At 71.2% G+C, this 25,540-nt stretch carries 23 protein-coding genes; 9 read left to right on the top strand and 14 right to left on the bottom strand.

All coding sequences use genetic code 11. The annotated features are described in order from the left end of the window. Positions 1-62: 62 nt before the first annotated feature. Together OG568_RS29035 and OG568_RS29030 are read right to left on the bottom strand one after the other, a co-directional pair. Positions 63-578: a nitroreductase family deazaflavin-dependent oxidoreductase gene (locus OG568_RS29035; protein ID WP_329533672.1), complete on the bottom strand. Its 516-nt coding sequence runs from the start codon at positions 576-578 to the stop codon at positions 63-65. After that, on the bottom strand, positions 578-1,768 hold the full coding sequence (locus OG568_RS29030; RefSeq protein WP_329533671.1) for an acyl-CoA dehydrogenase family protein: 1,191 nt from the start codon (positions 1,766-1,768) through the stop codon (positions 578-580). Before OG568_RS29030 ends, OG568_RS29035 begins: the two co-directional genes overlap by 1 nt. A 114-nt stretch (positions 1,769-1,882) precedes the next feature. Here OG568_RS29030 and OG568_RS29025 point away from each other — a divergent pair, with 114 nt between their 5' ends. After that, positions 1,883-3,049 carry a thiolase C-terminal domain-containing protein gene (locus tag OG568_RS29025; protein WP_329533670.1) on the top strand — a complete coding sequence of 389 codons (1,167 nt, stop codon included), beginning with the start codon at positions 1,883-1,885 and terminating at the stop codon, positions 3,047-3,049. A 26-nt stretch (positions 3,050-3,075) separates the two neighbouring features. Here OG568_RS29025 and OG568_RS29020 read toward each other — a convergent pair whose 3' ends face one another. The 3 genes from OG568_RS29020 to OG568_RS29010 are packed head-to-tail and all read right to left on the bottom strand — an operon-like array spanning position 3,076 to position 5,383. After that, positions 3,076-4,416 carry a hypothetical protein gene (locus OG568_RS29020; RefSeq protein ID WP_329533669.1) on the bottom strand — a complete coding sequence of 447 codons (1,341 nt, stop codon included), beginning with the start codon at positions 4,414-4,416 and terminating at the stop codon, positions 3,076-3,078. After that, a complete protein-coding gene (locus tag OG568_RS29015) occupies positions 4,413-4,586 on the bottom strand; it encodes a DUF397 domain-containing protein (RefSeq protein WP_329533668.1) in 174 nt (57 codons plus the stop codon). The genes OG568_RS29020 and OG568_RS29015 overlap by 4 nt, the downstream gene beginning before the upstream one ends. A gap of 2 nt (positions 4,587-4,588) precedes the next feature. Next, complete coding sequence (locus OG568_RS29010) at positions 4,589-5,383, bottom strand: helix-turn-helix domain-containing protein (RefSeq protein WP_329533667.1); 795 nt, start codon at positions 5,381-5,383, stop codon at positions 4,589-4,591. A 107-nt stretch (positions 5,384-5,490) separates the two neighbouring features. On the opposite strand from OG568_RS29010, the gene OG568_RS29005 reads away from it, so the two are divergent. Beyond that, positions 5,491-5,898 (top strand): hypothetical protein, encoded by a 408-nt coding sequence (locus OG568_RS29005; protein ID WP_329533666.1) that lies wholly within the window; start codon positions 5,491-5,493, stop codon positions 5,896-5,898. Between the two features lie 10 nt (positions 5,899-5,908). Beyond that, positions 5,909-6,580, top strand: a complete 672-nt coding sequence (locus OG568_RS29000; protein WP_329533665.1) for a pyridoxine/pyridoxamine 5'-phosphate oxidase — start codon at positions 5,909-5,911, stop codon at positions 6,578-6,580. Here the strand turns inward: OG568_RS29000 and OG568_RS28995 are convergent. From OG568_RS28995 to OG568_RS28975, 5 genes are all read right to left on the bottom strand, one after another. After that, on the bottom strand, positions 6,517-7,479 hold the full coding sequence (locus OG568_RS28995; protein ID WP_329533664.1) for a LysR family transcriptional regulator: 963 nt from the start codon (positions 7,477-7,479) through the stop codon (positions 6,517-6,519). The genes OG568_RS29000 and OG568_RS28995 overlap by 64 nt on opposite strands. Positions 7,480-7,621: 142 nt before the next feature. Then, positions 7,622-8,509: a GNAT family N-acetyltransferase gene (locus tag OG568_RS28990; protein ID WP_329533663.1), complete on the bottom strand. Its 888-nt coding sequence runs from the start codon at positions 8,507-8,509 to the stop codon at positions 7,622-7,624. Positions 8,510-8,571: 62 nt separating this feature from the next. Next, positions 8,572-9,186, bottom strand: a complete 615-nt coding sequence (locus OG568_RS28985) for a GNAT family N-acetyltransferase (RefSeq protein ID WP_266650057.1) — start codon at positions 9,184-9,186, stop codon at positions 8,572-8,574. Positions 9,187-9,197: 11 nt separating this feature from the next. Continuing rightward, complete coding sequence (locus OG568_RS28980) at positions 9,198-9,608, bottom strand: Zn-ribbon domain-containing OB-fold protein (RefSeq protein ID WP_329533662.1); 411 nt, start codon at positions 9,606-9,608, stop codon at positions 9,198-9,200. Beyond that, on the bottom strand, positions 9,605-10,057 hold the full coding sequence (locus OG568_RS28975) for a hypothetical protein (RefSeq protein WP_060898543.1): 453 nt from the start codon (positions 10,055-10,057) through the stop codon (positions 9,605-9,607). The genes OG568_RS28980 and OG568_RS28975 overlap by 4 nt, the downstream gene beginning before the upstream one ends. A gap of 265 nt (positions 10,058-10,322) precedes the next feature. Between OG568_RS28975 and OG568_RS28970 the strand changes: the two genes are divergently transcribed. Further along, on the top strand, positions 10,323-11,627 hold the full coding sequence (locus OG568_RS28970) for a flavin-containing monooxygenase (RefSeq protein WP_329533661.1): 1,305 nt from the start codon (positions 10,323-10,325) through the stop codon (positions 11,625-11,627). A 33-nt stretch (positions 11,628-11,660) separates the two neighbouring features. Here the strand turns inward: OG568_RS28970 and OG568_RS28965 are convergent, their stop codons facing one another. Beyond that, positions 11,661-13,004, bottom strand: coding sequence for a hypothetical protein (locus tag OG568_RS28965; protein WP_329533660.1), 1,344 nt, complete (start codon positions 13,002-13,004; stop codon positions 11,661-11,663). A gap of 281 nt (positions 13,005-13,285) precedes the next feature. Between OG568_RS28965 and OG568_RS28960 the strand changes: the two genes are divergently transcribed. The 4 genes from OG568_RS28960 (at position 13,286) to OG568_RS28945 (ending at position 19,040) form a co-directional block, all read left to right on the top strand. Next, the gene (locus OG568_RS28960; RefSeq protein ID WP_329533659.1) at positions 13,286-14,878 is read left to right on the top strand and encodes a hypothetical protein; all 1,593 of its coding nucleotides are present in this window, start codon (positions 13,286-13,288) and stop codon (positions 14,876-14,878) included. A 280-nt stretch (positions 14,879-15,158) separates the two neighbouring features. After that, positions 15,159-17,384: an acetate--CoA ligase family protein gene (locus OG568_RS28955; protein WP_329533658.1), complete on the top strand. Its 2,226-nt coding sequence runs from the start codon at positions 15,159-15,161 to the stop codon at positions 17,382-17,384. 73 nt (positions 17,385-17,457) lie between these two features. Then, on the top strand, positions 17,458-18,342 hold the full coding sequence (locus OG568_RS28950; protein WP_329533657.1) for an enoyl-CoA hydratase/isomerase family protein: 885 nt from the start codon (positions 17,458-17,460) through the stop codon (positions 18,340-18,342). Positions 18,343-18,422: 80 nt separating this feature from the next. After that, positions 18,423-19,040, top strand: coding sequence for a flavin reductase family protein (locus tag OG568_RS28945; RefSeq protein ID WP_329533656.1), 618 nt, complete (start codon positions 18,423-18,425; stop codon positions 19,038-19,040). 631 nt (positions 19,041-19,671) lie between these two features. Here OG568_RS28945 and OG568_RS28940 read toward each other — a convergent pair. After that, the gene (locus tag OG568_RS28940; RefSeq protein WP_329533655.1) at positions 19,672-21,669 is read right to left on the bottom strand and encodes a hypothetical protein; all 1,998 of its coding nucleotides are present in this window, start codon (positions 21,667-21,669) and stop codon (positions 19,672-19,674) included. Between the two features lie 354 nt (positions 21,670-22,023). Beyond that, on the bottom strand, positions 22,024-23,385 hold the full coding sequence (locus OG568_RS28935; protein ID WP_329533654.1) for an MFS transporter: 1,362 nt from the start codon (positions 23,383-23,385) through the stop codon (positions 22,024-22,026). Positions 23,386-23,456: 71 nt separating this feature from the next. Here OG568_RS28935 and OG568_RS28930 point away from each other — a divergent pair, with 71 nt between their 5' ends. Next, positions 23,457-24,455 (top strand): GlxA family transcriptional regulator, encoded by a 999-nt coding sequence (locus OG568_RS28930; protein ID WP_329533653.1) that lies wholly within the window; start codon positions 23,457-23,459, stop codon positions 24,453-24,455. Positions 24,456-24,489: 34 nt separating this feature from the next. Here the strand turns inward: OG568_RS28930 and OG568_RS28925 are convergent, their stop codons facing one another. After that, on the bottom strand, positions 24,490-25,539 hold the full coding sequence (locus tag OG568_RS28925) for a Zn-dependent alcohol dehydrogenase (protein WP_329533652.1): 1,050 nt from the start codon (positions 25,537-25,539) through the stop codon (positions 24,490-24,492). Position 25,540 lies beyond the last annotated feature (1 nt).

Here is a 25,540-nt window from a genome sequence, read left to right as displayed (position 1 = left end):
GTCCTGTCATGCGGGCGGCAGTTCACTCCGGACATCCCTCCGGTGGACTGCCGCCCGCTGCGCTATGCGGAGCGCCGCACGATCCTCAGCAGCCGGATCTCACGGTCGATCCGCGCCTGGTACGTGGCGTACGGCGGCCAGAACGCCAGCACCGCCTTCCAGGCCGCGTCCCGCTCCTCCCCCTCCAGCAGCCGGGCCGTCACGGGGACGTCCTCGCCCTGCCAGCTGATGACGGCGTCCGGATGGGCCAGGAGGTTGGCGGTCCAGGCCGGGTGATCGGCGCGCCCGAAGTTGGACCCGACAAGGATCCAGCTTCCCGTCCCCGCTGCCCCCTGCTCCGGCCCTTCGGGCATACAGGCCAGCGGCGTACGCCGCTCCAGTCCGCTGCGCGCGCCCCGCACGGTCAGCACGATCCCGGGCAGCAGCTGCGCGCTGAGCAGCACCTTGCCGCGCGTCAGCCGGTGCACCGCGCGGTCCAGGGCCGGGATGAGGTGCGGGGCGACCCGGGCGAAGGCCCGCGTCGAGGACACCCTCTGCACACTGCGCACCACGGTTCGTGACCGGATTCCCGGCGCCATCAGACCGCCACCTCCACTGCGTCGAAGAGCCGCGCGGCGTCGGCGGCGTACGCCCGCAGCCGGTGCACGGGCCCGAAGAGCAGTTCGTCGCCGGCCGCGCGCTTGAAGTACAGCTGGGCCTCGTGCTCCCAGGTGAAGCCGATGCCGCCGTGCAGCTGGATCGCCTCGGCGGCGGCGGTCCGCAGCGCCTCCAGGCCCTGGGCGAGCGCGAGCCCGCCGACCCGCTCGCCGCCGGCCCCCGCCGCCCAGGCGGCGTAGTACGCGGCGGACCGTGCCGCCTGCACCCGTACGTACACGTCCGCGAGCCGGTGCTTCACCGCCTGGAAGGACCCGATCGCCCGCCCGAACTGCTCCCGCTGCCGCACGTAGGCGACGGTCCGCTCCAGCGCCCGGTCGGCGGCGCCGACGGCTTCGACGGCGAGCACGGCGGCGGCGCTGTCCCCGACGGAGGCGAGCGCGCCGAGCACGTCGCCGTCCTCCTCGCCCAGCAACTCGGCCCGCACCTGACGCAGTTGCACCCGTCCCTGCGCCCGGGTCTCGTCCAGCGACGTCTGCCGCATCCGTACGAGCCCGCGGGCGTCCCCCGTCACGAGGAAGATCCGCGTCCGGGGCCGGGCGAACCCTCCGGTGTGCGCGGCGACCAGCAGGAGCTCCGCGCTGTGCCCGTCGAGGACCTGTTCCACCTCCCCGTAGAGGCGCCAGCCGCCTTCCCCGTCCCGCCGGGCCTGTACGCCCCCGGCCCGGCCGCCGCCCGCCCAGTCCCCGCCGTTGTCGCCGACCAGGCCGAGCGCGGTGGGCAGCCCGGCGCCCGGCACCGCGAGGGCGGCGGTCAGCTCGCCCGCCGCGATCCTGGGCAGCAGCTCCGCGCGCTGGGCGTGGGTGCCGAGGGCGAGGATCAGCGGGGCCGCGAGGGCGGCCGTGGCGAGCAGCGGCGAGGGCGCGAGGGCCCGCCCCGACTCCTCGCAGGCGAGGGCGAGGTCGGCGAACGAACAGCCGACCCCGCCGTACGCCGCGGGGAGGGCGAGCCCCGGTAGCCCGAGCTGCTGCGCGAGCGCCTCCCAGAGCCCGGTGTCGTATCCGGCCCCGGTGCGCACGGCCGAGCGCACCTCCTCCGGGCCGCAGCGCTTGAGCAGGAGTTCCCGCAGGGTGCGGCGGATCTCGTCCTGTTCGGCGGTGAAACGGGCGTCCATGGTCAGGCCCCTTCTCCCGATCTGACGATCCGTCACATTAGCGCCGGGGAGTGCGGATGCCCAGAGCCACGACGACCTCCCGCGAGCCGTCGTATCTGATGTACCGTCAGATCCATGACTCCGGGGAAGCGCAAGGTCGCCGTCGTGGGTGTCTCCCTCTCGGACTGCGGTCGCGTGGACGACGCGACGCCCTACGCCCTGCACGCCCAGGCCGCCCGCCGCGCGCTGGCGGACGCGGGGATGGACCGCTCACTGGTCGACGGGTTCGCGTCGGCCGGCCTCGGCACCCTGCCGCCCGCTGAGGTGGCCGAGTACCTCGGCCTGCGCCCCACCTGGGTCGACTCCACCGCCGTCGGCGGCTCCACCTGGGAGGTCATGGCGGCGCACGCGACGGACGCGATCGCGGCGGGCCGCGCCGAAGCCGTCCTCCTCGTCTACGGCTCGACCGCCCGCGCCGACATCAAGGCGGGCCGCCGCACCGGCGACCTCTCCTTCGGCGCCCGGGGCCCTCTCCAGTTCGAGGTCCCGTACGGCCACACGCTCATCGCCAAGTACGCGATGGCCGCGCGCCGCCACATGCACGCGTACGGCACGACGCTCGAACAGCTCGCGTCGGTGGCCGTCCAGGCCCGGGCGAACGCGGCACTGAACCCGGACGCGATGTTCCGCACCCCGATCACCACCGACGACGTCCTGTCCGGCCCGATGATCGCCGACCCCTTCACCAAGCTGCACTGCTGCCTGCGCTCCGACGGCGGCGCGGCGGTGCTGCTGGCGGCCGAGGAGTACGTACGGGACTGCCGTACGGCCCCGGTGTGGATCCTCGGCACCGGCGAGCACGTCTCGCACACGACGATGTCCGAGTGGCCGGACTTCACCGTCTCCCCCGCGGCGGTCAGCGGACGCCTCGCCTTCGAGCGGGCGGGGGTGCGGCCCGACGAGATCGACGTGGCCGAGATCTACGACGCCTTCACCTACATGACCCTCGTGACCCTGGAGGACCTGGGCTTCTGTGCGAAGGGTGAAGGCGGGGAGTTCGTGCGGAAGGGACGCTTGACGGTGGGCGGGGAACTGCCGGTGAACACGGACGGGGGTGGGCTCTCGGCCCAGCACCCGGGGATGCGCGGACTGTTCCTCCTGGTGGAGGCCGTACGGCAGCTGCGCGGGGAGGCCGGACAGCGGCAGGTGAGGAAGGCGGGCGGACGGCTCCCGGAGCTGGCGGTGGCCTCCGGCACGGGCGGGTGGTTCTGCTCGTCGGGGACGGTGGTGCTGGGGCGTTAGGGGACGGGCGCCAGGGATACGGAAGGTCAGGGCAGAACGGTGACAGGAGCCGTGTCGTTGGCCGGGACCGGGTCGCGGCGGCCGGTGGACGGCTGGGTGTCCTGGAGGACCACACTGCCCTGCCCCGGCCCGTCGAGGCTCAGGGTGAACTCGAAGTCACGGGTCTCGCCGGGGTCGAGTCGGCCCACGAGGCAGCTGTACGCCGGGCCGTCGGAGTCGCAGTACGGCTCGTACGCGTCCTCGTCGATGGCCTCCATGGGTTCTTCCAGCACGGTGCCGGGCGGCGGCGTGAACAGCAGCTTCGTACCCGCGCCGGGGATACCGGGCCCGTTGTTGCGGACCTTGAGCCGCAGCGAGCGCTTCGTGCCGGGGCTGCCCCGCAGTTCGACGCCGAAGACCTCGTAGTCGGCGTGGGTGTCCAGACGCACGTCGGTGTAGACGTCTCCCTCGGCGAACGTGCCGCCGGTGCCTTCGCCGCCGTGCACGACCTCGGCGGTCAGAGGCGGGCCGTCACCGGGGTCACCGCCCGGCGGCACCACGGTGTACTGCCCGGGCCCCGAGTCCAGCGGCCAGGCCTCCTGGCTGAAGGAGCCGTACATCCGCGTCTTCGACGCGCGCAGGCGCAGGGCCGGGTGCAGGACGACGGAACCGCCCGGCGGGACACGCAGGTCGGGAAACCGGCAGACGGCCGTGTGGCCGTGATGCTGGGGCGGGTAACGGCAGTTGGCGTACCGCTGCCGGAAGTCCAGGTCCCCGGAGCCGAGTTCGAGCGCGAGCCCCTTCACCGATACCTCGCCGTCATTGCGTACGACGACCGGTACGGTCACGTCGGCGCCCGGGCGCACGTCCTTGACGACCTTGAGAGTGCGCACCTTCACCACGGGCTCGCCGACCACGACCCGGGTACGGGTGGTGAGCGTCTTCCCGTCCTTCGTGGTGAACGTGAAGCGCACGGTGCCGGTGTCGCCGGGTTTGCTGCCCTCGGCGGCGACCGGGTACACACGGTCCAGGTCCGACCAGCTGTCGTAGGCACCGCTGACGTCACAGACGGCACGCACGGTGTCGTTGAGGCACCGGGTCCCGCCCTTGCGCAGGCCGACCGCCTTCAGCCGTACGACGCCCTCGGACCCGCTCACGTCGACGGTCAGCCGGTGATCCTGCGTGCCGTAGCGACGGGTCGCCTTGACGTCCTCGGCCTGCAGATGGAACGGCATCTTGGCCTTGGGCCCGGATTTGTCACCGACGGGACGCAGATAGAAGACCTCGGGGGCGGAGATCCAGGACTTGGGGTCCTCCGCGAGGGGGCCGCAGGCGGCGAGGGGGAGCAGGAGGGCGCCGCTGAGAGCGACGCCCGCTGAGCGCCTCAACGGACGGCACGGAGGAAGGCCGTCCAGGTGATGGGGGTGACGGCGAGGGTGGGGCCGGTGAGGTTCTTCGAGTCGCGGATGTGGACCATTTCGGGGCGGGTGGCTATTTCGAGGCAGGCGCCGCCTTCGTTGCTGCTGTAGCTCGACTTGAACCAGGCAAGTTCGGTCATGTTCACAGTTCTCCCGCCTTCTGCTCGATGAGCTCCGCGGACTCCCAGGGGTTGAGCGCCTGCGCCCGCAGGATGCCGAAAAGTTCGAACAGGTCGTTCACCTGCTCCGGCTTGGAGATCACCGTAGCGCCGCCATGCCATTCCTGGTACACGAGCATGCGCCCTTCTTCCGTGCCCATCAGCTGCAACGGACCATGCATTCCCGCATGCGTGTGCCGCTTGGTCGGCATCACCTGAACCGTGAGGTGCTGTTTCATCGTCCGGCTGCACTCCAAGATGTGCAGCAACTGCTCTTTCAGCACCTCCGCGCCCCCGAGATCCCGTTCCAGTACGGATTCCTCGATCACGTAGCCCACATACGGCGGTGAGTCACGCGTCAGCACCGCCTGCCGCTCCAGTCGGGCGGTGACGTGACGATCGATCTCCTCCTCGGTGTATGCGGGTCGCCGCGCTTCGTACAGCGCCTGGGCGTACGCCGGGGTCTGGAGCAACCCTGGGATCAGCATCGTCTCGTACGCGCTGATCACCCGCGCGTGCCGCTCCAGCCGCACCCAGTCCAGGAACGTCGGCGGGTACTTCTCCTTCTCGGTGATCTCGATGCACGCGATGAGCGCACCCCTCGCATCGAGTCCCTTGTCCGCGTCCTTGAGGAACTCGATCGGCGGGATTCGCTCGGCCCTCTCGTACGCACCGAAGATCGACTCGGAGACCAGTAACAACTCACCCGCCTCCTTCTGCGTAAGCCCCCGCCGCCCCCGCTGAATGCGCAACAACTCCCCCACCAACCTGCGCCCCACGGACGCCCCACCATTGGCCCCCACAACAACCACCATCCTCCCCACAACCGCCAATGTGGACCGTGTTCATCTAGTCACGCTACGCAACCACCGTCACGCTCATAGTCATGACAAAGAAACTCACCCCGAATTGGGTCCCACGGTCCGGGCTTCAACTACGCCTCGCCGGGGTCCACTTCGACGCGGTCCGCGTGTGCGGCGTACGCGGGGAAGCCGTGCTGCACCACCTCGTCGAGCTCACCGACGGTCACCCCGGACCGGTCGTCAAGGAAACCAGCGGCTGCCGGTGGACGTACTTCCTGCTCGCGCCCGGGGAGGGCGCGGAGCACGACTGGCCGCCCGGCGTCCGCCGGTTCACGCGCTCGGCGCACGACGAGTACGTGGGCGTACCCGCGCCGGAGGGGAACACGTACCCCCTGAGCTGGGGACACGGCGCACCGGAGGTGGGTGAGTTCGTGGACGCGGAGCTGCTGCACGGGGTGCTCATTGCGCAGCTTTGTCGGACCTCCGAGTGATACTTGGGGCATGGGAACGGATCTTCACGAGCTGCTCAGGTCACTGCGGGTGTGGGACGTAGAGCTGCCCTCCTTCGACCCGGCATCCGCACCCGCCGAACCACTCCCCCTGTTCACGGAGTGGTTCGCGGACGCGGTCGCGGCGGGGCAGAGCGAACCGCACACGATGTCGCTGGCGACGGCGGACGAGGACGGGCTGCCCGACGTCCGGATCGTGATGCTGCACGGCGCGGACGCGGACGGCTGGGCCTTCGCGAGCCATGTCACCAGCCGCAAGGGCCGCCAGCTGGCCGCGCGCCCGTACGCGGCTCTGGGGTTCTACTGGCCCGCCCAGGGCCGTCAGATCCGACTGCGGGGGCCGGTCGAGGTCGCCCCGGCCGAGGAGGGGCAGGCGGATCTGCACGCCCGTTCGACGGGGGCGCTGGCCGCCGCGCTCGTGGGCGGGCAGAGTGAAGTGCTGGGTTCCGTGGCGGAGTTGGTGCGGGTCTCGGACGAGGCCTGGGACCGCGCTCAGCGCGAGCCCGACGCCCCGGCCCCGACGTGGACCCTCTACCGCCTCCGGCCGGAAGAGGTGGAGTTCTTCCAGGGTGACGCGAGGCGTCGACACCTACGGCTCGTCTACCGCCGCCCGGAACCCTCTTCGGAGGGCGGAGGCTGGCGCAAGGAGCTGCTCTGGCCCTGAGACTCGGGACCGGTCAGGTGGGCCTGGGCGCACTTGCGGAAGGCCGTCACGAGGCGGCCGCGGTCGTCGGCGCGGATCGCGAGCACGACGTGGCTCGGTTCGACACCGTGCAGGGGGACCGTGGTGAGGTCGGGGCGGATGTTTTCGGTGCGCGGGTCGGCCGGGACGATGGCCACGGCCTGCCCGGAGGCGATGAATTCGAACTTGTCCTCCAGGGCCTCGATGAGCGGACCGTCGGGCGCCCGGCTGCCGTCGGGGCGGGGGTCGATGCGCCAGAACGCGTTCCAGGCCGAGTCGGACACCCGGGGCAGGGGTTCGTCGGCGATGTCGTCGAGGGTGACGGATTCCTTGCCGGCCAGGCGGTGGTCGAAGGGGACGAGGAGCACGCGGGGCTCGTCGTAGAGGATCGTGACGTGGAGTTGGTCCGTCCGCGTCGGGAGGCGGGTCACCGCCACGTCCACCCGGTGCTCGACCAGGGCCGCGTGGGCGTCGTTCCAGACGAGGTGCTGGGCGATCACCTCGGCGTCCGGGTGCAGCCGGCGCATCTCGCGCACCGCCGGGGTGACGATGATGCCGGAGGTGTAGCCGATGGTGACACGGCTGGGCTGGGCGGCGGCCCGGGTGCGCGCCGCCGCCTGAGTGGCCGACCTCAGCAGCGCCTTGGCCTGGGGCAGGAAGACCTCGCCGGCCTCGGTGAGCCGGCTGCCCTGCGGGGTGCGGTCCAGCAGACGGGCGCCGAGCTGCTGTTCGAGGCGGCGGATCTGCCGGCTCAGGGACGGCTGGGCGATGCGTAGGGCGGTTGCGGCACGGCCGAAGTGCTGGTGCTCGGCGACGACCGTGAAGTACCGCACGAGGCGCAGATCGAGGTCCACCGGAGGCGGCGACGAGTCGGACGTCATGCCTTCATGGTATCGCTCGCATTCATGGGCTGACAGCACACTTTGGGCCTTGACCTGCCGTGATACCTGAAACGCATGCACCGTTTCGAAACAGGCCGCGCCCCGGCCGACCCGGCCTCGTCGAGGACCTCGAAGAAGGCCGCTACTTCACGAAGTCGTAGACGGCGAAGTCGGCGACGGGGCGGTATCCGATGCGCTGGTAGAGGCCGTTGCTGGTCGGATTGGCGAGGTCGGTGAAGAGGAGCACCTCGTCCGCTCCGGCGGCCAGCGCGGCCCGGCTGACCTCGGCGGTCGCGGCCCCCGCGTAGCCGCGTCCGCGCAGGGGCGCCGGGGTGTAGACGGGGGCGACCCGGATCTGCCCGGCGATCAGGGGGGTGGCTCCGGCCATGGCCACCGGGGTACCGTCCGGCGTCTCCCAGAGCGTGACACCGCCGTACGCGATGCGGCTCTCGGCCCAGCGGTCCTGGTCCTGCCTCTCGTTCTGCCCGAAGATCCCGGCGAACTCGGTGTACCAGCGCGCGACGAGCGCGTGGTCGCCCTCACCGGCCACGCGGGCGCGGCCGGGCGGGACGGGCGTCGGCGGCGTGAGCGTACCGAGCCGGTACAGCCGTTCGCTTCTCCTGAGCTGGGCCCGCGCGCCGGCGTGGCGTTCCCAGGCGGCGGCGAACTCCGCGGCCGTGTCCACCGGACCGCCGACGCCCGGGAACGAGTACCCCTCGCCCGCGAGCCGCCCGGCCAGCGCGTCGATGTCCTCCGCCGGGAGGTCGGTGAGGTTGAGCTGGTACGGCGGAGTGTGGAACAGCACGGCCGACACACCACCGACCCCGTCGACATGGCCGTCCACGTCCGCCAGCCGCCCGAAGAACGGCGCCTCCTGCCCGTACACGTCCGGCCCTCGTCTGCGCAGCGCGTCGGTCACGGACAGCGCCACGGTGTGCGCCGCGGGCCGCGAGCGCAGGAAATCCCCCGCGCTCGTGAGGAATTCGTCCAGATCGTGGGTGAACACCCAGCCGTGCGCGTCACGAGTCATGCAGGGCATGATCCCGCTCACGGCATGCCCGGCGCTCCGATTTTCCGGGCGTCCGGCGAGGCCTACAGTCTTACGCCCGGCAGCGTCGGCTCCGGGTCCGTCGCGATCCGTGCGTGCAGGTGGACGTCCCGGAACGCGTCGTGCCGCCCCGACTCGAACATCGCCTCGCGCAGCGTCCCCTCGTACGGGAACCCGCACCGCTCGGCGATCCGGCAGGAAGCGTCGTGGCCGAGGGCGTGGCCGAGTTCGATGCGGTGCAGACGGACGGCGCCGAAGGCGTAGCGGGCCGCCAGGGCGAGGGCGCGGGTGGCGACCTGGTGGCCGCGGGCCTCCGGAAGGACCCAGTAGCCGACGATGCCGACGCGTATGACGTGGTTGATGTCGTTGACGCCTATGTGACCGAGGATCGTGCCGGTGGCGGCGTCCGTGACGCAGAAGGCGACGGCGGTGCCGTCGGCGACGGCCTCGGCGCGCGAGCGGAGCGAGTCGCGGGCGCTGTCCAGATCCCGGACGACCTTGACGGGGGTGTTCCAGCGCTGGAACTCCGGGTCGGTCAGCCCGCGCAGCCAGGTCGCGACATCGGCCTCGGATTCCGGGTCCCAGGGGCGCAGCCGCAGACCGTGGCCCTCGATCACGGGGAAAGGGTGGGCGGGAGACTTCTCGTGAACGTCGGACATCCGGCCATTATTCACAGGGGCCGGAACACGGGCACCCCGGCCCGGAAAGCAACCTCGAGCCCCATCCCGATCCGCAGCGCGTCGCCCTCGCACTCCACCACCTCGGTCATCATCCGCGGCCCTTCCGCGAGGTCGACGACCGCGGCGACGTACGGCACCCGCTCGCCGAACGGCGGGAGGTCGTTGCGGTGCACGACGGACCAGGTGTAGAGCGTCGCGTGCCCGCTCGCGGGCCGCCAGCGCACGTCCTCGCTCCAGCAGTACGGACAGAACTCGCGGGGGTAGTGGTGGGCCCGGTCGCAGTCGGCGCAGTGGCGGATCAGCAGCCGCCCCTCCGCCGCCGCGTCCCAGTACGGCCGGGTGAAGGCGTCGACTTCGGGCACATCGAAACGCGCCCCGCCCGGCGCACGCTCCCCGCTCACGAGAACAGCCCGATCGCGCTGTCCAGCGACCATGTCTGCCAACCCATCCCGAAGAAGGCGACGACCGAGATCAGCGCCATCATCGCGTTCTGCCCCTGCTCGGCCCAGTCGTGGATCATGAGCGTGAAGTACAGGACGTTGAGGAGCAGCCCGCCGACCAGCGCGATCGGCGTCAGGAACCCGGCCACCAGTCCCAGCCCGAGGGCCAGCTCCGCGTACACCACGACGTACGCCATCGTCCGCGGCCGGGGCGCGACCACGACGTCGAAGCCGGAACGCACCGCGTTCCACCGGTGCTTGCCCGCGACGTCCGCCGCCCACGCGATCCCGGTCCCCCGCTCGAACCAGCCCTTCTTGTCCTTGTGCCGCCAGCTCTCCAGCCACCACAGCCCGAGCCCGATCCGCAGCACGGCCAGCCACTCCGCCCCGCCGAGCCAGATCGTGTCCATGGCAGTCCACGCCCCCTTCGGTATCTGACGGTACGTCAGTTCAGCGCACGGAGAGCGCCCGCGCAAGAGGCGTACGCCACCCTCCCCTCCCGATCGCCCCTCATCACCTCTCATCGCCCCTGACCATTCATCACCACCCTTCGAACACAACCAAGTGACCTACGCCACCGGCCCCACCCACTCCTCCTACAGTCGTGATCAGTTCGCAACCGATTCCGGGCTTGACCGAGACCTATCAAGTGACCATGTGATTACGCTCGCGCTCATGGCCGACTCGACTGCTTCCTCGACACCCCGCCCGGTGCCGTCCCACACAGACCGCCCCGTGTACGTGATCGGCGGCGGTCCCGGAGGGCTCGCCGCGGCGTACGCGCTGCGCGCCCAGGGCGTACGGGCCGTCGTACTGGAGAAGTCCGACCAGGTCGGAGCGTCCTGGCGGCGCCACTACGACCGGCTGCACCTGCACACGACCCGCCGGCTGTCCGGACTGCCCGGCCTCGCGATGCCGCGCTCCTTCGGGCGGTGGGTCTCGCGCGACAACGTGGTGCGCTACCTGGAGAAGTACGCCGAGCACCACCAGCTGGAGATCGTCACGGGCGTCGAGGTCTCCCGCGTCGAGCCCGCCCCGGGCGGCGAGGGCTGGCTGCTGCACGCCACCGGCGGCCGCGAGCTGACCGGCAGCGCCGTGGTCGTCGCCACCGGCCACAACCACACCCCGCGCCTGCCCGACTGGCCCGGCCGCGACGCGTACACCGGTGAGCTCCTGCACGCCGGGGACTACCGCAACCCCGCCCCCTACGCCGGCCGCGACGTCCTCGTCGTCGGCATCGGCAACACGGGCGCCGAGATCGCCGTGGACCTGGTCGAGGGCGGCGCCTCCCGGGTACGGCTCGCCGTGCGCACCGCGCCGCACATCGTGCGCCGCTCCACGGCCGGCTGGGCCGCCCAGTTCACCGGGATCCTCGTACGACGGCTGCCGGTGCGCCTCGTCGACGCCCTCGCCGGGCCGATGGCCAAGATCAGCGTGCCGGACCTGTCGGCGCAGGGGCTGCCCCGCCCCGGGACCGGCCTCTACTCCCGCGTCAACGAAGGTTCCATCCCCGTCCAGGACGTCGGCCTCATCAACGCCGTCCGCAAGGGACGGGTCGAGATCGTGGCCGCGGTGGAGGGTTTCGAGCAGGACAAGGTCGTCCTCGCCGACGGAAAGCGGATCGACCCGGACACCGTGATCGCCGCGACGGGATACGTACGCGCCCTGGAGGGCATCGTCGGCCACCTCGCCGTCCTCGACGGGCGGGGCCGCCCGGTCGTGCACGGCGCCCGCACCCCGAAGAAGGCACCCGGCCTCTACTTCACCGGCTTCACCAACCCCATCAGCGGCATGTTCCGCGAACTCGCCCTCGACGCGGAGAAGATCGCGAAGGCGATCGCGAGGACCGCGGCCAAGGCCGAGAGGACGGCGGAGAGGGCGGCGGAGAAGGCGGCGCGGAAGGCGGCCTCGAAATCGGGGCCGAAGAAGGGGTCGAAGAAGGAGGCGCGCGACACGGGAGCCACCCGCGCCGCGCGCTGAGTCACCACATCACCGGGCGTTACCGAGCCGCCGTCAGTTGACGGCGAGCGCCGCCGTGTTGTTCGTGGCGTCCGGGTCGAAGGCGAAGTCGCCGAACTCGGGATGGATGCTGACCTCACCGATCGTGCCGGGCACCGCCGCGTCGATCCGCAGCTGGAAGGCGTAGGTGCGCTCGGTGCTCTCGGACACCCAGTACGGGAGAGCGCAGTCGTAACGCGGGGCGCCCGTCCGCTGCCCGTAGTACCCGCCTGTGAGGGTGTGCGGGACGCAGTCCGCGGGGACGCCGGTGACCGTCGTACCGGTCGGGACGATCAGCCTGACCTTGGCGGCCGGGTCGCCGGAGCCGAGGTTCGCGAACCAGGCCGGACCGTTGTTCTTGAAGGTGAGCGGGGCGGTCACCGTCCGGCCCGCCGTACCGGTGACCGCGGCGCCGGTCACCGAGAAGTCCGCGGTGTTGTCCGTGCCGATCTGCAGCGCCGCGTAGTTGTCGCGGCTCGCCAGGTCGGTCGCGCCGTCGGCCGGGTCGACACTGATGTCCAGCCGGTCGTTCAGCGCGTGCCGCGTGATCGCCAGCTCCAGTGGCGCGGGCAGCTCGAAGGAGTCGCCGGGGGCCAGCACCTGGTCGAACGTGCAGGTCACGTCCGTCATCGGCGCGTACTCGTCACCGCCCGACCGCGTGTAGGTGCAGGCGTCGTACTTGTTCAGGAAGTCGAGCCCGTACGAGGCCGTCATCTTCACCTTGACGCCGTGCGCGCTCTCGTTGCCCTTGTTGGTCAGCGCGAAGGGGATCGTCTCGGTGCCGCCCGGCTGCGCGTGCTCGACGTCGGCCATGGGGGCGAGGGAGAGGTCGGGACCCGAGGCGATCGTGAAGTCGGTCTCGAAGCTGTCCTCGGGCGCGGTGAGCGTGCCGTCGGGGCCGCCGGTGGCCGTCGCCGCGTAGGTGATCCTGCCCTGCGCCCCGGTCCGCGCGCCGTCGGCCGCGCGGATCCCGAGGTGGATCTGCCGGCTGTAGCCGGACCCGATCACGGGCACGTCCGGCACGCTGCACACCGCGGTCGCGCCGCTCGGCGCGCAGTTGTCCGGCCAGGTCACCTCGCCGACCCCGGCCAGCCCGGAGGCGTCGACGGTCACCTTGCCGTCGGTCACCGTGAAGTGGTCGTTGTCGTGGTAGATCCCCACGTCGACCGTCCGGCTCTGCGGCGCGCCGCCGTCCGTGCCGAGCGGCAGGGTCTGCTCGGAGGGTGCGTCGACCCACAGCTGGTCGGACTCGGTGTCGGCCAGCGCGGGGGCGGCGGTGAGCCCCACGGTGACGAGTCCGGCCGCGAGCGTCGTGCAGGCTCCGAGCCGCAGCGCGCGGCCGAAGGAGACAGGTCTCATGACATCCCCAGGAGTGAGAAGAAAAGTGAGGAGAAGGAGAGAAGCGGTGGCCTGGCCGGCGTAAGTCGACAGGGCCATGTCATAGACGATCAAAGGGAGTTGATGGTTGTGCGGCACTCCCACGGGTTCCGGCCCCGCGTGCGGCGGGTCGACAACTGTTGATTTTTTTGTTGGCCGTTGTGGGCCACTGGGTCCCTCGTACGGGTGAACGGATCTTGGCAGACGGCGGTTGTCAGTGGTGGCCGATACGTTTGTCGTCACGCGGTGAAAGGGGAGGGCCGATGGGACGTAGACGCGAGAAGAAGCGCGAACTGCGTTCCTTGGCCGCTCCGTTCACCATCGCCGCGCCCTCGGGTGCCCGGATCCGGGACCGGCTCCGCCTCAATGCGGCGGACGAGAGGGTTCTGACCCTGGCGGGTGAGCATCTCGGTGGTCATCAGCGATCCGATCTCACAGCGCGTGTCACCTTGGGGAACGTGTCCCGGAAGGACACGGAGCGTGCCGCGCGAAAGAGGAAGCTGACGGCCGTTTCCTCCTCGCGCTGGGCGGGGGCGATGACCCGCTCCTCGGAGGACCAGTACCAACTGTCGGTGCGCTGCCTGTACGACGAGCGCGCCGGTCTGCGGCGTGCCATCCACGCCATCGGCGAGCGGCTCGCTGTGCCGTGCGGGCGACGGAAGGGCCGGACGCGCGGCTACGCCGACCAGGACGAACGCTTCCAGAAGCAGCGCCGTAAGCAGGTGCTCGCCAGTCGGCTCGCGGTGGTGGAGGAGCGGATCGCGGCCGGTCGTCCCGCCATCGTGGTGGGCGGCCGACGGCTGGCAGGAAAGCGGCACCGCCTCGCCGACGCGCAGCTGACAGAGCGCGAGTGGCGGCAGCGCTGGGACGCAGCCCGCCTGTTCCTGACCGCGGACGGCGAGTCCGGCGCTCCACACGGCAACTACACGATCACCATCGACCCGCACGACGGCTCGGTGACGCTGGTGCTGCCGGAGCCCTTGCGGCACCTGGCCAATGCCCCGCGCGGCCGCTACCGGCTGGCCTGTACCGCCGGCTTCCACCACCGCCGGGAGGAGTGGCTGGACCGCGTGAGCGCGCACCGGGCCGTGCGCTACGACATCGTGCCCGATGCGACACGCGACCGCTGGTACCTGGACGCGTCCTGGTCCGCCGACACCACGCCCCCGCCCGCCCCGGACGAGATCAGGCAGCGGGGCGAGCGGCTGCTCGCGGTGGATCTCAACGCCGACCACCTGGCCGCCGTCGTGCTCGACGGGCACGGCAACCCCATCGGCGCACCGCACACGGTGCCGCTGGAGCTGACCGGGCCCGGCACAACACGGGACGGGCGTCTGCGAACCGCGATCACCGGACTCCTGGGCATCGCGAAGCGGCAGGGCTGCGCCGGGCTTGTGATCGAGAACCTCGGCTTTGCCGACGCCCGCGCCACCGGGCGGGAGACCATGGGCCGAGGCAGACGCGGGAAGCAGTTCCGCCGTACGGTCGCGGGCATCCCCACCGCCAGGTTCCGGGAACGCCTGCGCGGCATGGCCTGCCACGCCGGCCTCGTCGTGATCGCCGTTGACCCGGCGTACACCAGCATCTGGGGCGGCCGGTACTGGCAGCGCCCCTTGCAGCAGCAGACCAAGACCACCGTCACGCGGCACCACGGTGCCGTGATGGCGATCGGCAGGCGTGGCCTGGGCCATCGGGTCCGGCGTCGGCCAGGTGTGACCGCTCCCGACCAGAGGATCGGGCAGCGGAGAGCTACCGGCCAGACCGGACCCCTACCCAGGCCACGCGGGACCACGAGCCCACCCAGGACAACGGGCACGCCCCCCCGAGGGCGGCAAGACCCGGCTGCGCCGAGGTGACCAGCTCGTGCTGCTCCCCGGTCCTCAAGACCGTTCGGAGGGCTACCGGACTACATGCCCGGATTATGGCGAGTTGGCCAACTTTGACCAATAACGCTAGGAACGGTACGAACCAGGTCCCCGCCGCACAGCGTTCCGCACGACCGGCCGCGCGGCAGCCGACCCCGAGAACCGCCAGCCGCCCAGCCTTTTGCTTGCACGACGGTTCCTGACACGGCGTCAGTTAAGTAATCTGACAGTGCGTCAGTTAATTGGCTGTCACACAGGAGCGGGCGGACCGATGCTTGGATCAACCCACGGCACTCTCACCACCGACTCCCGCCGGGCCCGCGTCATCGCCTGCGGCGAGCAGCCCTCACCCGTCGTGCACGGCCGCCCGGCCGACGTCGACGACCTGGACGTCAGCGGCCGTCCGCTGTACGCCGGCGTACCTGATCTGGACCGCTTCTTCCGTCCCGAGTCCGTGGCCGTCGTCGGCGCCTCGGACGCCGAGGGCCGGCCGAACACCGGCATCACCCGGCAGCTGATCGCCTGGGCCGAGCGGGTCGGGGCCCGACTGCACCCCGTGCACCCCACTCGTCGGTCCGTCTTCGGCATCCCCTGCTCCCCCTCCCTCGCCGACCTGCCCGAACAGGTCGATCTGGCCGTGCTCCTCGTCGGCGACCCGCTCCCCGTGATCGGGGAACTGGCCGAGGCCAAGGTGAAGTTCGCCGTCGCCTTCGCCTCCGGGTTCGCCGAGACCGGAGCCGAGGGCGCCGCCGCGCAGGCCCGGCTCGCCGCGGCCGTCCGCCGCTCCGGCCTCCGCCTCCTCGGGCCCAACACCAACCTCAACGCCTTCGAGAAGTTCCGCGACGATCTCGACGGTCCCGCGATCGCCCTCATCACCCAGTCCGGCCACCAGGGCCGCCCGGTGTTCGCGATGCAGGAGCTGGGCGTACGGCTCTCCCACTGGGCACCCACCGGCAACGAGGCCGACCTCGAGACCGCCGACTTCATCTCCTACTTCTCCGAGCAGCCGCAGATCGGCGCGATCGCCTGCTACGTCGAGGGGCTGAAGGACGGCCGCTCCTTTCTGCTCGCCGCCGACCGCGCCGCCCGCCGCAAAGTGCCCGTCGTCGCCGTCAAGGTCGGCCGCACCGAGACCGGCGCCCGCACCGCCGCCTCACACACCGGCAAGCTGACCGGCGCCGACACGGTGGTGGACGCGGCGATGCGGCAGTACGGCGTGATCCGCGTCGACGGGCTCGACGAACTCCAGGACACCGCCGCCCTGCTGGCCCGCGCGGGCGCCCCACGGGCCGAAGGGGTCGTCGTCTATTCGATCTCGGGCGGCACGGGCGCGCACTTCGCCGACCTGGCGACGGCGGCGGGGCTGCCCCTGCCCGGTCTCTCCGCCGCCAAGCAGGCCGAGCTGCACCAGTGGATACCCGAGTACCTGAGCGTGACCAATCCCGTCGACAACGGCGGGCACCCGGTCGGCGACTGGCGCGGGCGGAAGATCATCGACGCGATCCTCGCCGACCCGGAGGTCGGGGTACTGATCTGTCCGATCACCGGGCCCTTTCCTCCCATGAGCGACAAGCTGGCGCAGGACCTGGTGGACGCGGCGGAACAGACGGACAAGCTGGTGTGCGTGGTGTGGGGCTCGCCGGTCGGCACCGAGGCCGCGTACCGCGAGACACTGCTCGGCTCGTCGAAGGTCGCCACCTTCCGGACCTTCGCCAACTGCATCACGGCCGTGCGCGCCTACCTGGACCACCACCGGTTCGTCGCCACCTACCGCTCCCCCTTCGACGAGGCGCCCCGCACCCCCTCGCCGTCCTTCCGCAAGACGCAGGCGCTGATGCGGCCGGGGCAGCAGCTGAGCGAGCACGCGGCGAAGCAACTGCTGCGCGCCTATGGGATCCGGGTGCCGCGCGAGCAGCTGGTGACCAGCGCGGCTGCGGCCGTGCGCGCGGCGAGCCTCGTCGGCTACCCCGTGGTCATGAAGGCGTCCGGCGCCCAGATCGCCCACAAGACCGAACTGGGCCTGGTGAAGATCGGACTGACCTCCGCCAGCCAGGTCAGGGACGCCTACCGCGAGCTCACCGACATCGCGCGCTACGAGGGGATCTCGCTCGACGGGGTGCTGGTGTGCCAGATGGTGGAGCGGGGCGTGGAAATGGTCGTGGGCGTCACGCACGACCAGCTCTTCGGGCCGACCGTGACCGTCGGGCTGGGCGGCGTGCTCGTCGAGGTGCTGCGGGACGCGGCCGTCCGCGTGCCGCCGTTCGGCGAGGACCAGGCACGGGGCATGCTCGGCGAGCTGCGCGGGCGGGCCCTTCTGGAGGGTGTGCGCGGGGGGCCGCCGGTGGATGTGGACGCGCTGGTCGAGGTCGTCCTGCGCGTACAGCGGATGGCGCTGGAACTCGGGGACGACATCGCCGAGCTCGACATCAACCCGCTGATGGTGCTGCCCAGGGGGCAGGGAGCGGTGGCGCTGGACGCGCTGGTCGTCTGCCGCTGAGTCCCGGCCCACCAGCGCCCGCGTCATCGCCCGGCCCCGCCACACCATCCCCCGTAAAAACCGGAGCACCCCCATGACGTCCTCCCCCGAAGACTCCGCCGATCCCGCCGAACCGTTCGAACCCGCCGGTCCGCTCGAACCCACAGGTCCGATCGAACCCGCCGATCCCGTTGATCCATTGGTACTGCACGCCACTGACAATCACATCTCGTGGATCACCCTCAACCGCCCCGAAACCCTCAACGCCATCACCCCTGACCAGCGAGAACGCCTCATTCGGCACTTCTCCCACGCCTCCTTGGACCCGGGCGTACGGGCCGTCGTGATCACGGCGACCGGACGTGGTTTCTGCGCGGGCGCGGACCTGCGCGGAGGGCCGTCGGCCGGGGAGCAGGTGGCCGGTGACGTGGCCCGCACGATCCGGCTCGGCGCCCAGCGCCTGATCGGCGCGGTCCTCGACTGCGAGAAACCCGTGATCGCGGCGGTCAACGGCACCGCGGCCGGCCTCGGCGCCCACCTCGCCCTCGCCTGCGACCTCGTACTCGCCGCCGATTCCGCCAAGTTCATCGAGGTGTTCGTGCGCCGCGGCCTGGTCCCCGACGGCGGCGGCGCGTATCTGCTGCCCCGGCTCATCGGCCCCCAGCGCGCCAAGGAGCTGATGTTCTTCGGCGACGCGCTGACGGCGGCGGAGGCGGCACGGCTCGGGCTGGTCAACAGGGTCGTACCGGCCGACGATCTGGAGAAGACCGCCCGCGACTGGGCTGAGCGGCTGGCCACCGGCCCGACCCGCGCCCTCGCCCTCACCAAACAGCTGGTCAACGCCTCCCTCGACACCGACCGCAGCACCGCCTTCGCCGCCGAAGCCGCCGCCCAGGAGATCAACATGACCACGGCCGACGCACAGGAGGGGGTCGCGAGCTTCGTCGAACGACGCAGCCCGCGCTACCGGGGCCGCTGAGTCAGTCCCTCGTCGGCCTGCGCAGTACCGGCCCCCACCCCTTCCCATCTGACACTCCGTCAGCTTCAATGGGTGATGTGATGGGACACGCAGGGATGGCGGCAGCCGCCGTCCGTTACCTCAGGTCGGCCGGGGCCCCCACCGTCGCGGGGCCCGTCGAGGCGCTGCCGCGGCCGGAGTTGCGTGCGGTGGGGGACGATGAGCGGGCGCCGGTCGATCAGACCGTGTTCCGGCGGGTGCTGGGGAACTTCGCGACGGGTGTCACCGTCATCACCGCGCCGGGCGTCGAGGGCGAGGCGGGGGGTGGGGGACCGGCCGGCTTCGCCTGTCAGTCGTTCGCGTCGCTCTCGCTCGACCCTCCCTTGATCTGCTTCATGGTGGGGCGTACGTCGACGACCTGGCCGCGGATCGCCCGCGCGGGCGTGTTCTGTGTGAACGTACTGGGCGCGCACCAGGGCGAGTTGTGCCGCGGGTTCGCGGTGAGCGGGGCGGACAAGTTCGCCGGGGTCGTGTACGACGCGGCGCCCGTTTCCGGTTCGCCGCGTCTCGCGGGCGCCGCGGCCTGGGTCGACTGCACGATCCACGCGGTGCACACCGGCGGGGACCATCTGATCGTGGTGGGCCGGGTGGACGCGCTCGGCGCGAACGACGGTGACGACGTCGCGCCGCTGTTGTTCCACAAAGGGCGGTTCCTCTAGTGCCGCGGCAGGCAACGTTTGCCCGTCAAGGAGCGGCGTCCGGTGCGTGCTCTCGGCGTGCCGACCAAAAGTCCTCGCACTGGACGCACTTGGGCTTTCGCCCGGTGTGGCGAGTGGGGGCACCTCCCAAGCCCTTGAGGCAGTGGGGGAGCGTGCCGGACGCCGCGCCGGGGCGAACGTTGCCTGTCGCGGCACTGTCTCCGTTCTTCGCGGGTGCCTGAATCGGATGGAGCTGCTGCCTGGCCGTGTCCGGTGTGGGGGGGGGTGGGTTGATCCGGGTGTGACGAAGTCTTCCCGGTCTCCGCGGCTGCGGACGGTGCGCCCACGCATGGAATGCGTGGTCACCTCCGTGGTGGAGAAGCGTCCGGGCGCTCTGCCTGTCGCTGCCGGGTTTCTGTGCGGGCTCGATGTGGCTTCGCGGGCATGCCGAGCAGATGGGCTCCAAAAAAGCCGGGGGCAGTACGCAGTCGGCGTGTGCGGGCGGTACGGGCGCGGCTTCGACGTGCTGGTAGAGGAGCGCAGTTGCCCTGTCGGCCTCGAACGCCGGGCGGCCGACCAGCAGCTGGCAGAGCACACAGCCCAGCCGAAGGGGCCGTGTGCCGTCGCGCTCGTGTCACCCGAGCCCGGTCCGCTACAGCGCCGTCGCGGAGCTTGCCTGGTGCGCCTCCATCGCCGCTTCGGCCCGCTCCGCCTCTCCCTTCGCGGCCAGGGCGTTGGTCGCGGAGTTGAAGCGCTCCATGGAGGTGGGATGGTCGGGGCCCAGGACGTACTCCTTCAGGGTACGGCGGTCGAGGACCATCGGGTCGGTGTGCGGAGCGCGGACCGAGTCGAGGATCTCCGGGAGGCGGGTGCACTCGCGGTCGAGGAGGTAGGCGCCGCCCGCAGTGGTGTAGGCAGCCCGGAACTCGTGGTCGGGCAGGTCGCGCGCGTTGGTGAGGACGTACGGCTTGAGGCTGGCCACGAAGTCGGCGACCACTGATGAGACGTCGCTGATGAGGATGTCCGCCTGGTTGAAGCACTCGTAGAGGTTCGGCAGTTGATTGAGGATCACGTTGTGGCGGACGGCGCCCTGGCTCTCCCAGAAGATCCGGTGCCACTCGGCGCGCAGTTCCTGCCATTCGGCCGCCCCGGCGCGGTCGGGAACCCGGGCCTCGCGCATCTGCTCGGCGTCGTCGCCGGCGTGTCGGCCGGCCAGTTCGTCGAGGCGGGCCTGGATCTCCCGCAGCCGGGGCCGTACGGCGGCGACCGCGGTCTCCACCTTCGCGGGGTCGCGCCGCTCGTTGTCGGCGCGCAGCAGCTCGCGGATCGCCTTGTCGGCGGCCGCCGCCTCGGCCGAGCGCTTGCCGGTGAGCGGGTGCGGCTTGTAGACGATCCGTACGTTCTCCGTCAGGAGCTTCTCGATGAGGGGCACGCCCATCGGGATCAGAGAGGTGTGGCAGTCGTCGTCGCTCCAGCCCTCCCAGGTGGGCGCGTAGAGGACGACGGGCAGAGGGCCGGGGACGTGCTCGGTGTGCAGGCGGATCGGGGACAGCTGCGGGCGGCCCACCTCCACGATCGCGCTGTCACTGATCGCGTGCCGCACCCGCTGGTAGCGGTCCCGGCCCGCGCGGCCGGCCACCCAGATCTCGTCGTACACCTTGCTGACCCGGTTGCTGCTGGCGAGCTTGTCGCTGTCGCCGTGCCCGATGAAGACGTGCTTGGCCTCGGCCACGCGGAGCATGTGAACGTTCTTGCCCGCGTTGCCGGGATACAACACGACCCGGACGCCGGACAGTTCGAGCTCGGCCAGGTCGTCGGCCTTCGGCACGCAGACCACCGGGATCCAGGTACGGCTCAGGTAGCGGAACGAGGCGCGCTCCCGAAGGATGATCACCGGGCGCAGGTCGAGCTGCTCGAGCGTCTCGATCCACATGTTGACCTGGTACATGAAGTCACGGGAGACGGCCGCGAAGCTGAAATAGAGCGCCACCTCCGGTCGATATCCCTCCAGTTGGCGGTTGACCTCGGCGAACACCTCGTCCCGTGCGGGCATCCGGCGCACCCTGCGGTACTGACCCAGCAGCGCGAGGACAGCCGCCACGGTCACACCGACGGTGAGCGCGAAGCCCGCGTAGGCCGGCTCCCAGGTGCCGGCGATGAGCGCGGCGAGGAGCCCGGCGTGGGCCGGCAGGTCCAGGTGGAGGAGCTTGCGCAAGTGGCGTCTGTACAGTACGGCGGGCGGCTGCTGCGGTATCGGCAGCTCGCTCAGGTCGAGGTTGCGCACCACCAGCGGCAGCACCCGGCGCCGGCGGATGGCGTGGTGCACCGCCGTGTACAGCATCATCATCGCGAAGTGACCGCTGAAGACGGCGAGGGCCGTGACCATCACCACGCCCGGCGCGTCCATCTGGCTGGCCAGCGCGAGCAGCATCACCGTACGAACCGCGAACCGCATGGTGCGATCGAGATGCAGCGCCGCCAGTCGGCGCACGAAACTCGGAGCGCGTACATGAAGTACCTCGTCCACCACATACGTCACGGCCGCCGCCGCCGCGAAACCCCACTGGGACGGCAGCAGGGCGAAAACCGGCAGCGCGACGAAACCGACGCCGAGCAGGAGCACAAGGAGCAGGTCGATCACCCCGCGCACGCGTAGGACTCCACACAACCGACGGATCATCATGGGCAGGACTTCCTCTTCCGAGAAGTTCGCCCGGAGGGGCGACCTGTTGTACGCCAGTTCGACTCGGAAAGAAGGTGAAGAGTTGTACACCTGGACCACAGGAAAAATTCATCTTCCGTTGGTGAATGCCTGGTGACTGCTCCGCGCCATCGGCGGACGGCAACGGCATGCGGATCTCGTCGGGGAGGAAAACTTGAAGTGCCTCCGTGGAGAGACGAAGACCCCGAGCTCCCTACTCGATCGGGTAGGCATGGTCCGCGCCCAGTGGCAGGTGGCTCAGCGGCAGGCCGCCCAGGGCGGAATGCCGGGGTGCCGGAGCCGTCAGGCCGCCGCGGGGAGCGCGGGGGTGCCCGCCACGGGGCGTCGTCGGATCACCAGCGCCATCAGGGCCGCCGCCGCGCACAGCGCGCCCGACGCGTACCAGACCACGTCGTACGAGCCGAACACGTCCCGCGCCACACCGCCGAGGAAGGCGACGAGGGCGGCGCCGATCTGGTGGGAGGCGAGGACCCAGCCGAAGACGATGGCGCTGTCCTCCCCGTACTGCTCACGGCACAGGGCCAGGGTGGGCGGGACCGTGGCGACCCAGTCGAGGCCGTAGAAGACGATGAAGAAGATCATCGGAGGATGGACGGACGGGGCGAGGAGCATGGGAAGGAACAGGAGCGAGACGCCGCGCAGGGCGTAGTAGACGGCGAGCAGCCGACGCGGTTCGAAGCGGTCGGTGAACCAGCCGGAGGCGACCGTTCCGACCACGTCGAAGACCCCGATCACCGCGAGCAGTGAGGCCGCCGCCGTGATGGGCATCCCGTGGTCGTGGGCCGCGGGCACGAAGTGCGTCTGGACCAGGCCGTTCGTCGAGGCGCCGCAGATCGCGAAGGTGCCGGCCAGCAGCCAGAACGGGCCGGTGCGGACGGCGGAGAGCAGGACCGTCACCGCGCGCCGGGCGGCGCCCTGTACGGGCGCGGGCTTCGGTACGAACTCCGCCGACCCGTAAGGCTTCACGCCCACGTCCGCCGGGTGGTCCCGCAGCAGCAGCCATACGAAGGGGACGACCGCGAGCGCCGCGAGGGCCACCGTCACCGCGGCCGGGCGCCAGCCGTGCTCCGTGACGATCCAGGACAGGAGCGGCAGGAAGATCAGCTGACCCGACGCCGAGGCCGCCGTCAGGATGCCCGTGACCAGGCCCTTGCGTGCCGTGAACCAGCGATTGGTGACCGTCGCCGCGAAGGCCAGCGCCATCGAACCCGATCCCAGGCCGACCAGCAGGCCCCAGCAGAGCAGCAGCTGCCAGGCCGCCGTCATCCACACGGTCAGGCCGGAACCGAGCGCGATCACCATCAGGGCGACCGCCACCACGCGCCGGATGCCGAAGCGGTCCATCAGCGCCGCCGCGAACGGCGCCGTCAGCCCGTACAGCGCGAGGTTGAGGGACACCGCCGCGCCGATCGTGCCGCGCGACCAGTGGAAATCCTGGTGCAGCGGGTCGATCAGCAGACCCGGCAGTGAACGGAAGGCCGCCGCACCGATGATCGTCACGAAGGTGACGGCCGCGACGAACCAGGCGCGGTGGATACGGACGCGGGGCGCAGAGGAGCCCGTGGGGCCGGTCGAGTCGGTGGGGTGGGGGTTCTCTGCGGCTGCGGCGTCCCCCGGGGAGGCGGCTTCGGTTGTCTGGGTCACGACATAGAGCTTCGGGTCCGGGCCTCTCGCGAACGAGTGGCCCGAAGGACAGCATTCATTAGGATCGGGCCATGACCTCTCACGGTACGCACCCTCGCCACCGCGTCGTCGTCCTCGCCCTCGACGGACTGCTGCCGTTCGAGCTCGGCATCCCGCAGCGCATCTTCGGCAAGGCACGCGACGCGGACGGGCGCCCGCTGTACGAGGTCGTCACCTGCTCGGTCCGGCCGCCCGGGCCGGTCGAGACGGACGCCGACTTCGCCGTCCTCGTGGCGAACGGACCGGAAATCCTCGCCACCGCCGACACCGTCGTCATCCCCGCCTCCTACGAACTCGGCCCCGTCCACGAGGAAGGCGTCCTCACCCCCGAACTGGTGGCCGCCCTCGCCCACCTCCGCCCCGGCACCCGCCTCGTCTCCATCTGCACCGGCGGCTACGTCCTCGCCGCCGCCGGATACCTCGACGGCCGGCCGGCCACCACCCACTGGATGCACGCCGAGCACTTCCAGCGGCTCTTCCCGAAGATCAAGGTCGACGCCGAAGTCCTCTTCGTCGACGACGGCGACATCCTCACCTCCGCCGGTGTCGCCGCCGGAATCGACCTGTGCCTCCATCTCGTACGCCGTGACCACGGCACCGCCGTCGCCAACGACGTGGCCCGCCGCACCGTCGTACCCCCGCACCGCGACGGCGGGCAGGCGCAGTACATCCAGCGGCCGGTGCCGGAGCCGCAGGCGGCCACCACGACCGCCGCCCGCGCCTGGGCCCTGGCCCGCCTCGACGAGCCGATCCAGCTGCGCGACATGGCCGAACAGGAAGCCATGTCCGTACGCACCTTCACGCGCCGCTTCCGCGAGGAGGTCGGCGTCAGCCCCGGGCAGTGGCTCACCCAACAGCGCGTCGAACGGGCCCGGCACCTGCTGGAGACCAGCGACCTGTCCGTCGACCAGGTCGCGCGGGACGCCGGCTTCGGCACGGCCCAGTCGATGCGGCAGCACCTACAGGCGGTGCTCGGGGTCACCCCCACCACGTATCGCCGAACCTTCCGGGCCCTCGGGTCCGTGCGTTGAGCGCGGGACGGGGACGGGGACGGGGCGCTACCCCCTAGAACGTCAGCACCGCCCGCGCCACCCTCCCCTCCTCCGCGTCCTGTGCCGCCTTGTCGAAGTCCTCCACCGGGTAGGTCCGGGTGACCAGTTCGTCCAGGAGGAGGCGGCCTTCTCGGTAGAGGTCGGCGTACAGGGCGATGTCGCGCTGGGGGCGGGAGGACCCGTATCGGCAGCCCAGGATGGACTTGTCGAGGTACATGGACGAGACGAGGAAGGACGCCTCGGCCGTCGCCGGGGGTACGCCGAGGAGGACCGCCTGGCCGTGGCGGTCCAGCAGGTCGATGGCCTGGCGGATGAGCTCGACGCGGCCGACGCACTCGAAGGCGTGGTCCGCGCCGGTGGGAAGGATGTCCTTCACGTCCTCCGTCGACGTCAGGAAGTGCGTCGCGCCGAACCGCCGGGCCACGGACTCCTTCGCCGGGTTGGCGTCGACCGCGACGATCTTCAGGGCGCCCGCGATCCGCGCGCCCTGGAGGACGTTGAGCCCGATTCCGCCGGTGCCGATGACGAGGACGGTGTCCCCCCGGTCCACCCTCGCGCGGTTCAGGACCGCGCCCACTCCCGTCAGTACGCCGCATCCGATCAGCGCGGCGGACGGGAGGGGGATGTCCTTGGGGATGCGGACCGCCTGGACGGCCTTCACGACCGTCCGTTCCGCGAACGCGGAGTTGGACGCGAACTGGTACAGCGGCCGCCCGCCCCGCGCGAACGGCTGCCGCGGCATCCCGATCGCCTTGCGGCACATCGTCGGCCGCCCCCGGTCGCACTCCGCGCACGTCCCGCAGTTGGCGAGCGTGGAGAGCGCGACATGGTCGCCGGGCCGGACATGGCTGACGCCCACGCCCACCGCCTCGACGACCCCCGCGCCCTCATGCCCCAGGACCACGGGGACGGGAAAGGGGATCGTCCCGTCCACGACCGACAGGTCGCTGTGGCAGAGCCCGGCCGCGGAGATCGCGACCCGCACCTCGCCGGGTCCCGGATCCCGTATCTCCAGGTCGTCCACGACCTCGGTCCGCTTGCCGTCGAAGATCACGCCTCGCATC

It is taken from the genome of Streptomyces sp. NBC_01450 (assembly GCF_036227505.1).
In the GTDB taxonomy this organism is placed as follows: domain Bacteria; phylum Actinomycetota; class Actinomycetes; order Streptomycetales; family Streptomycetaceae; genus Streptomyces.
This window is presented reverse-complemented; position numbering and strand designations above follow the sequence as displayed.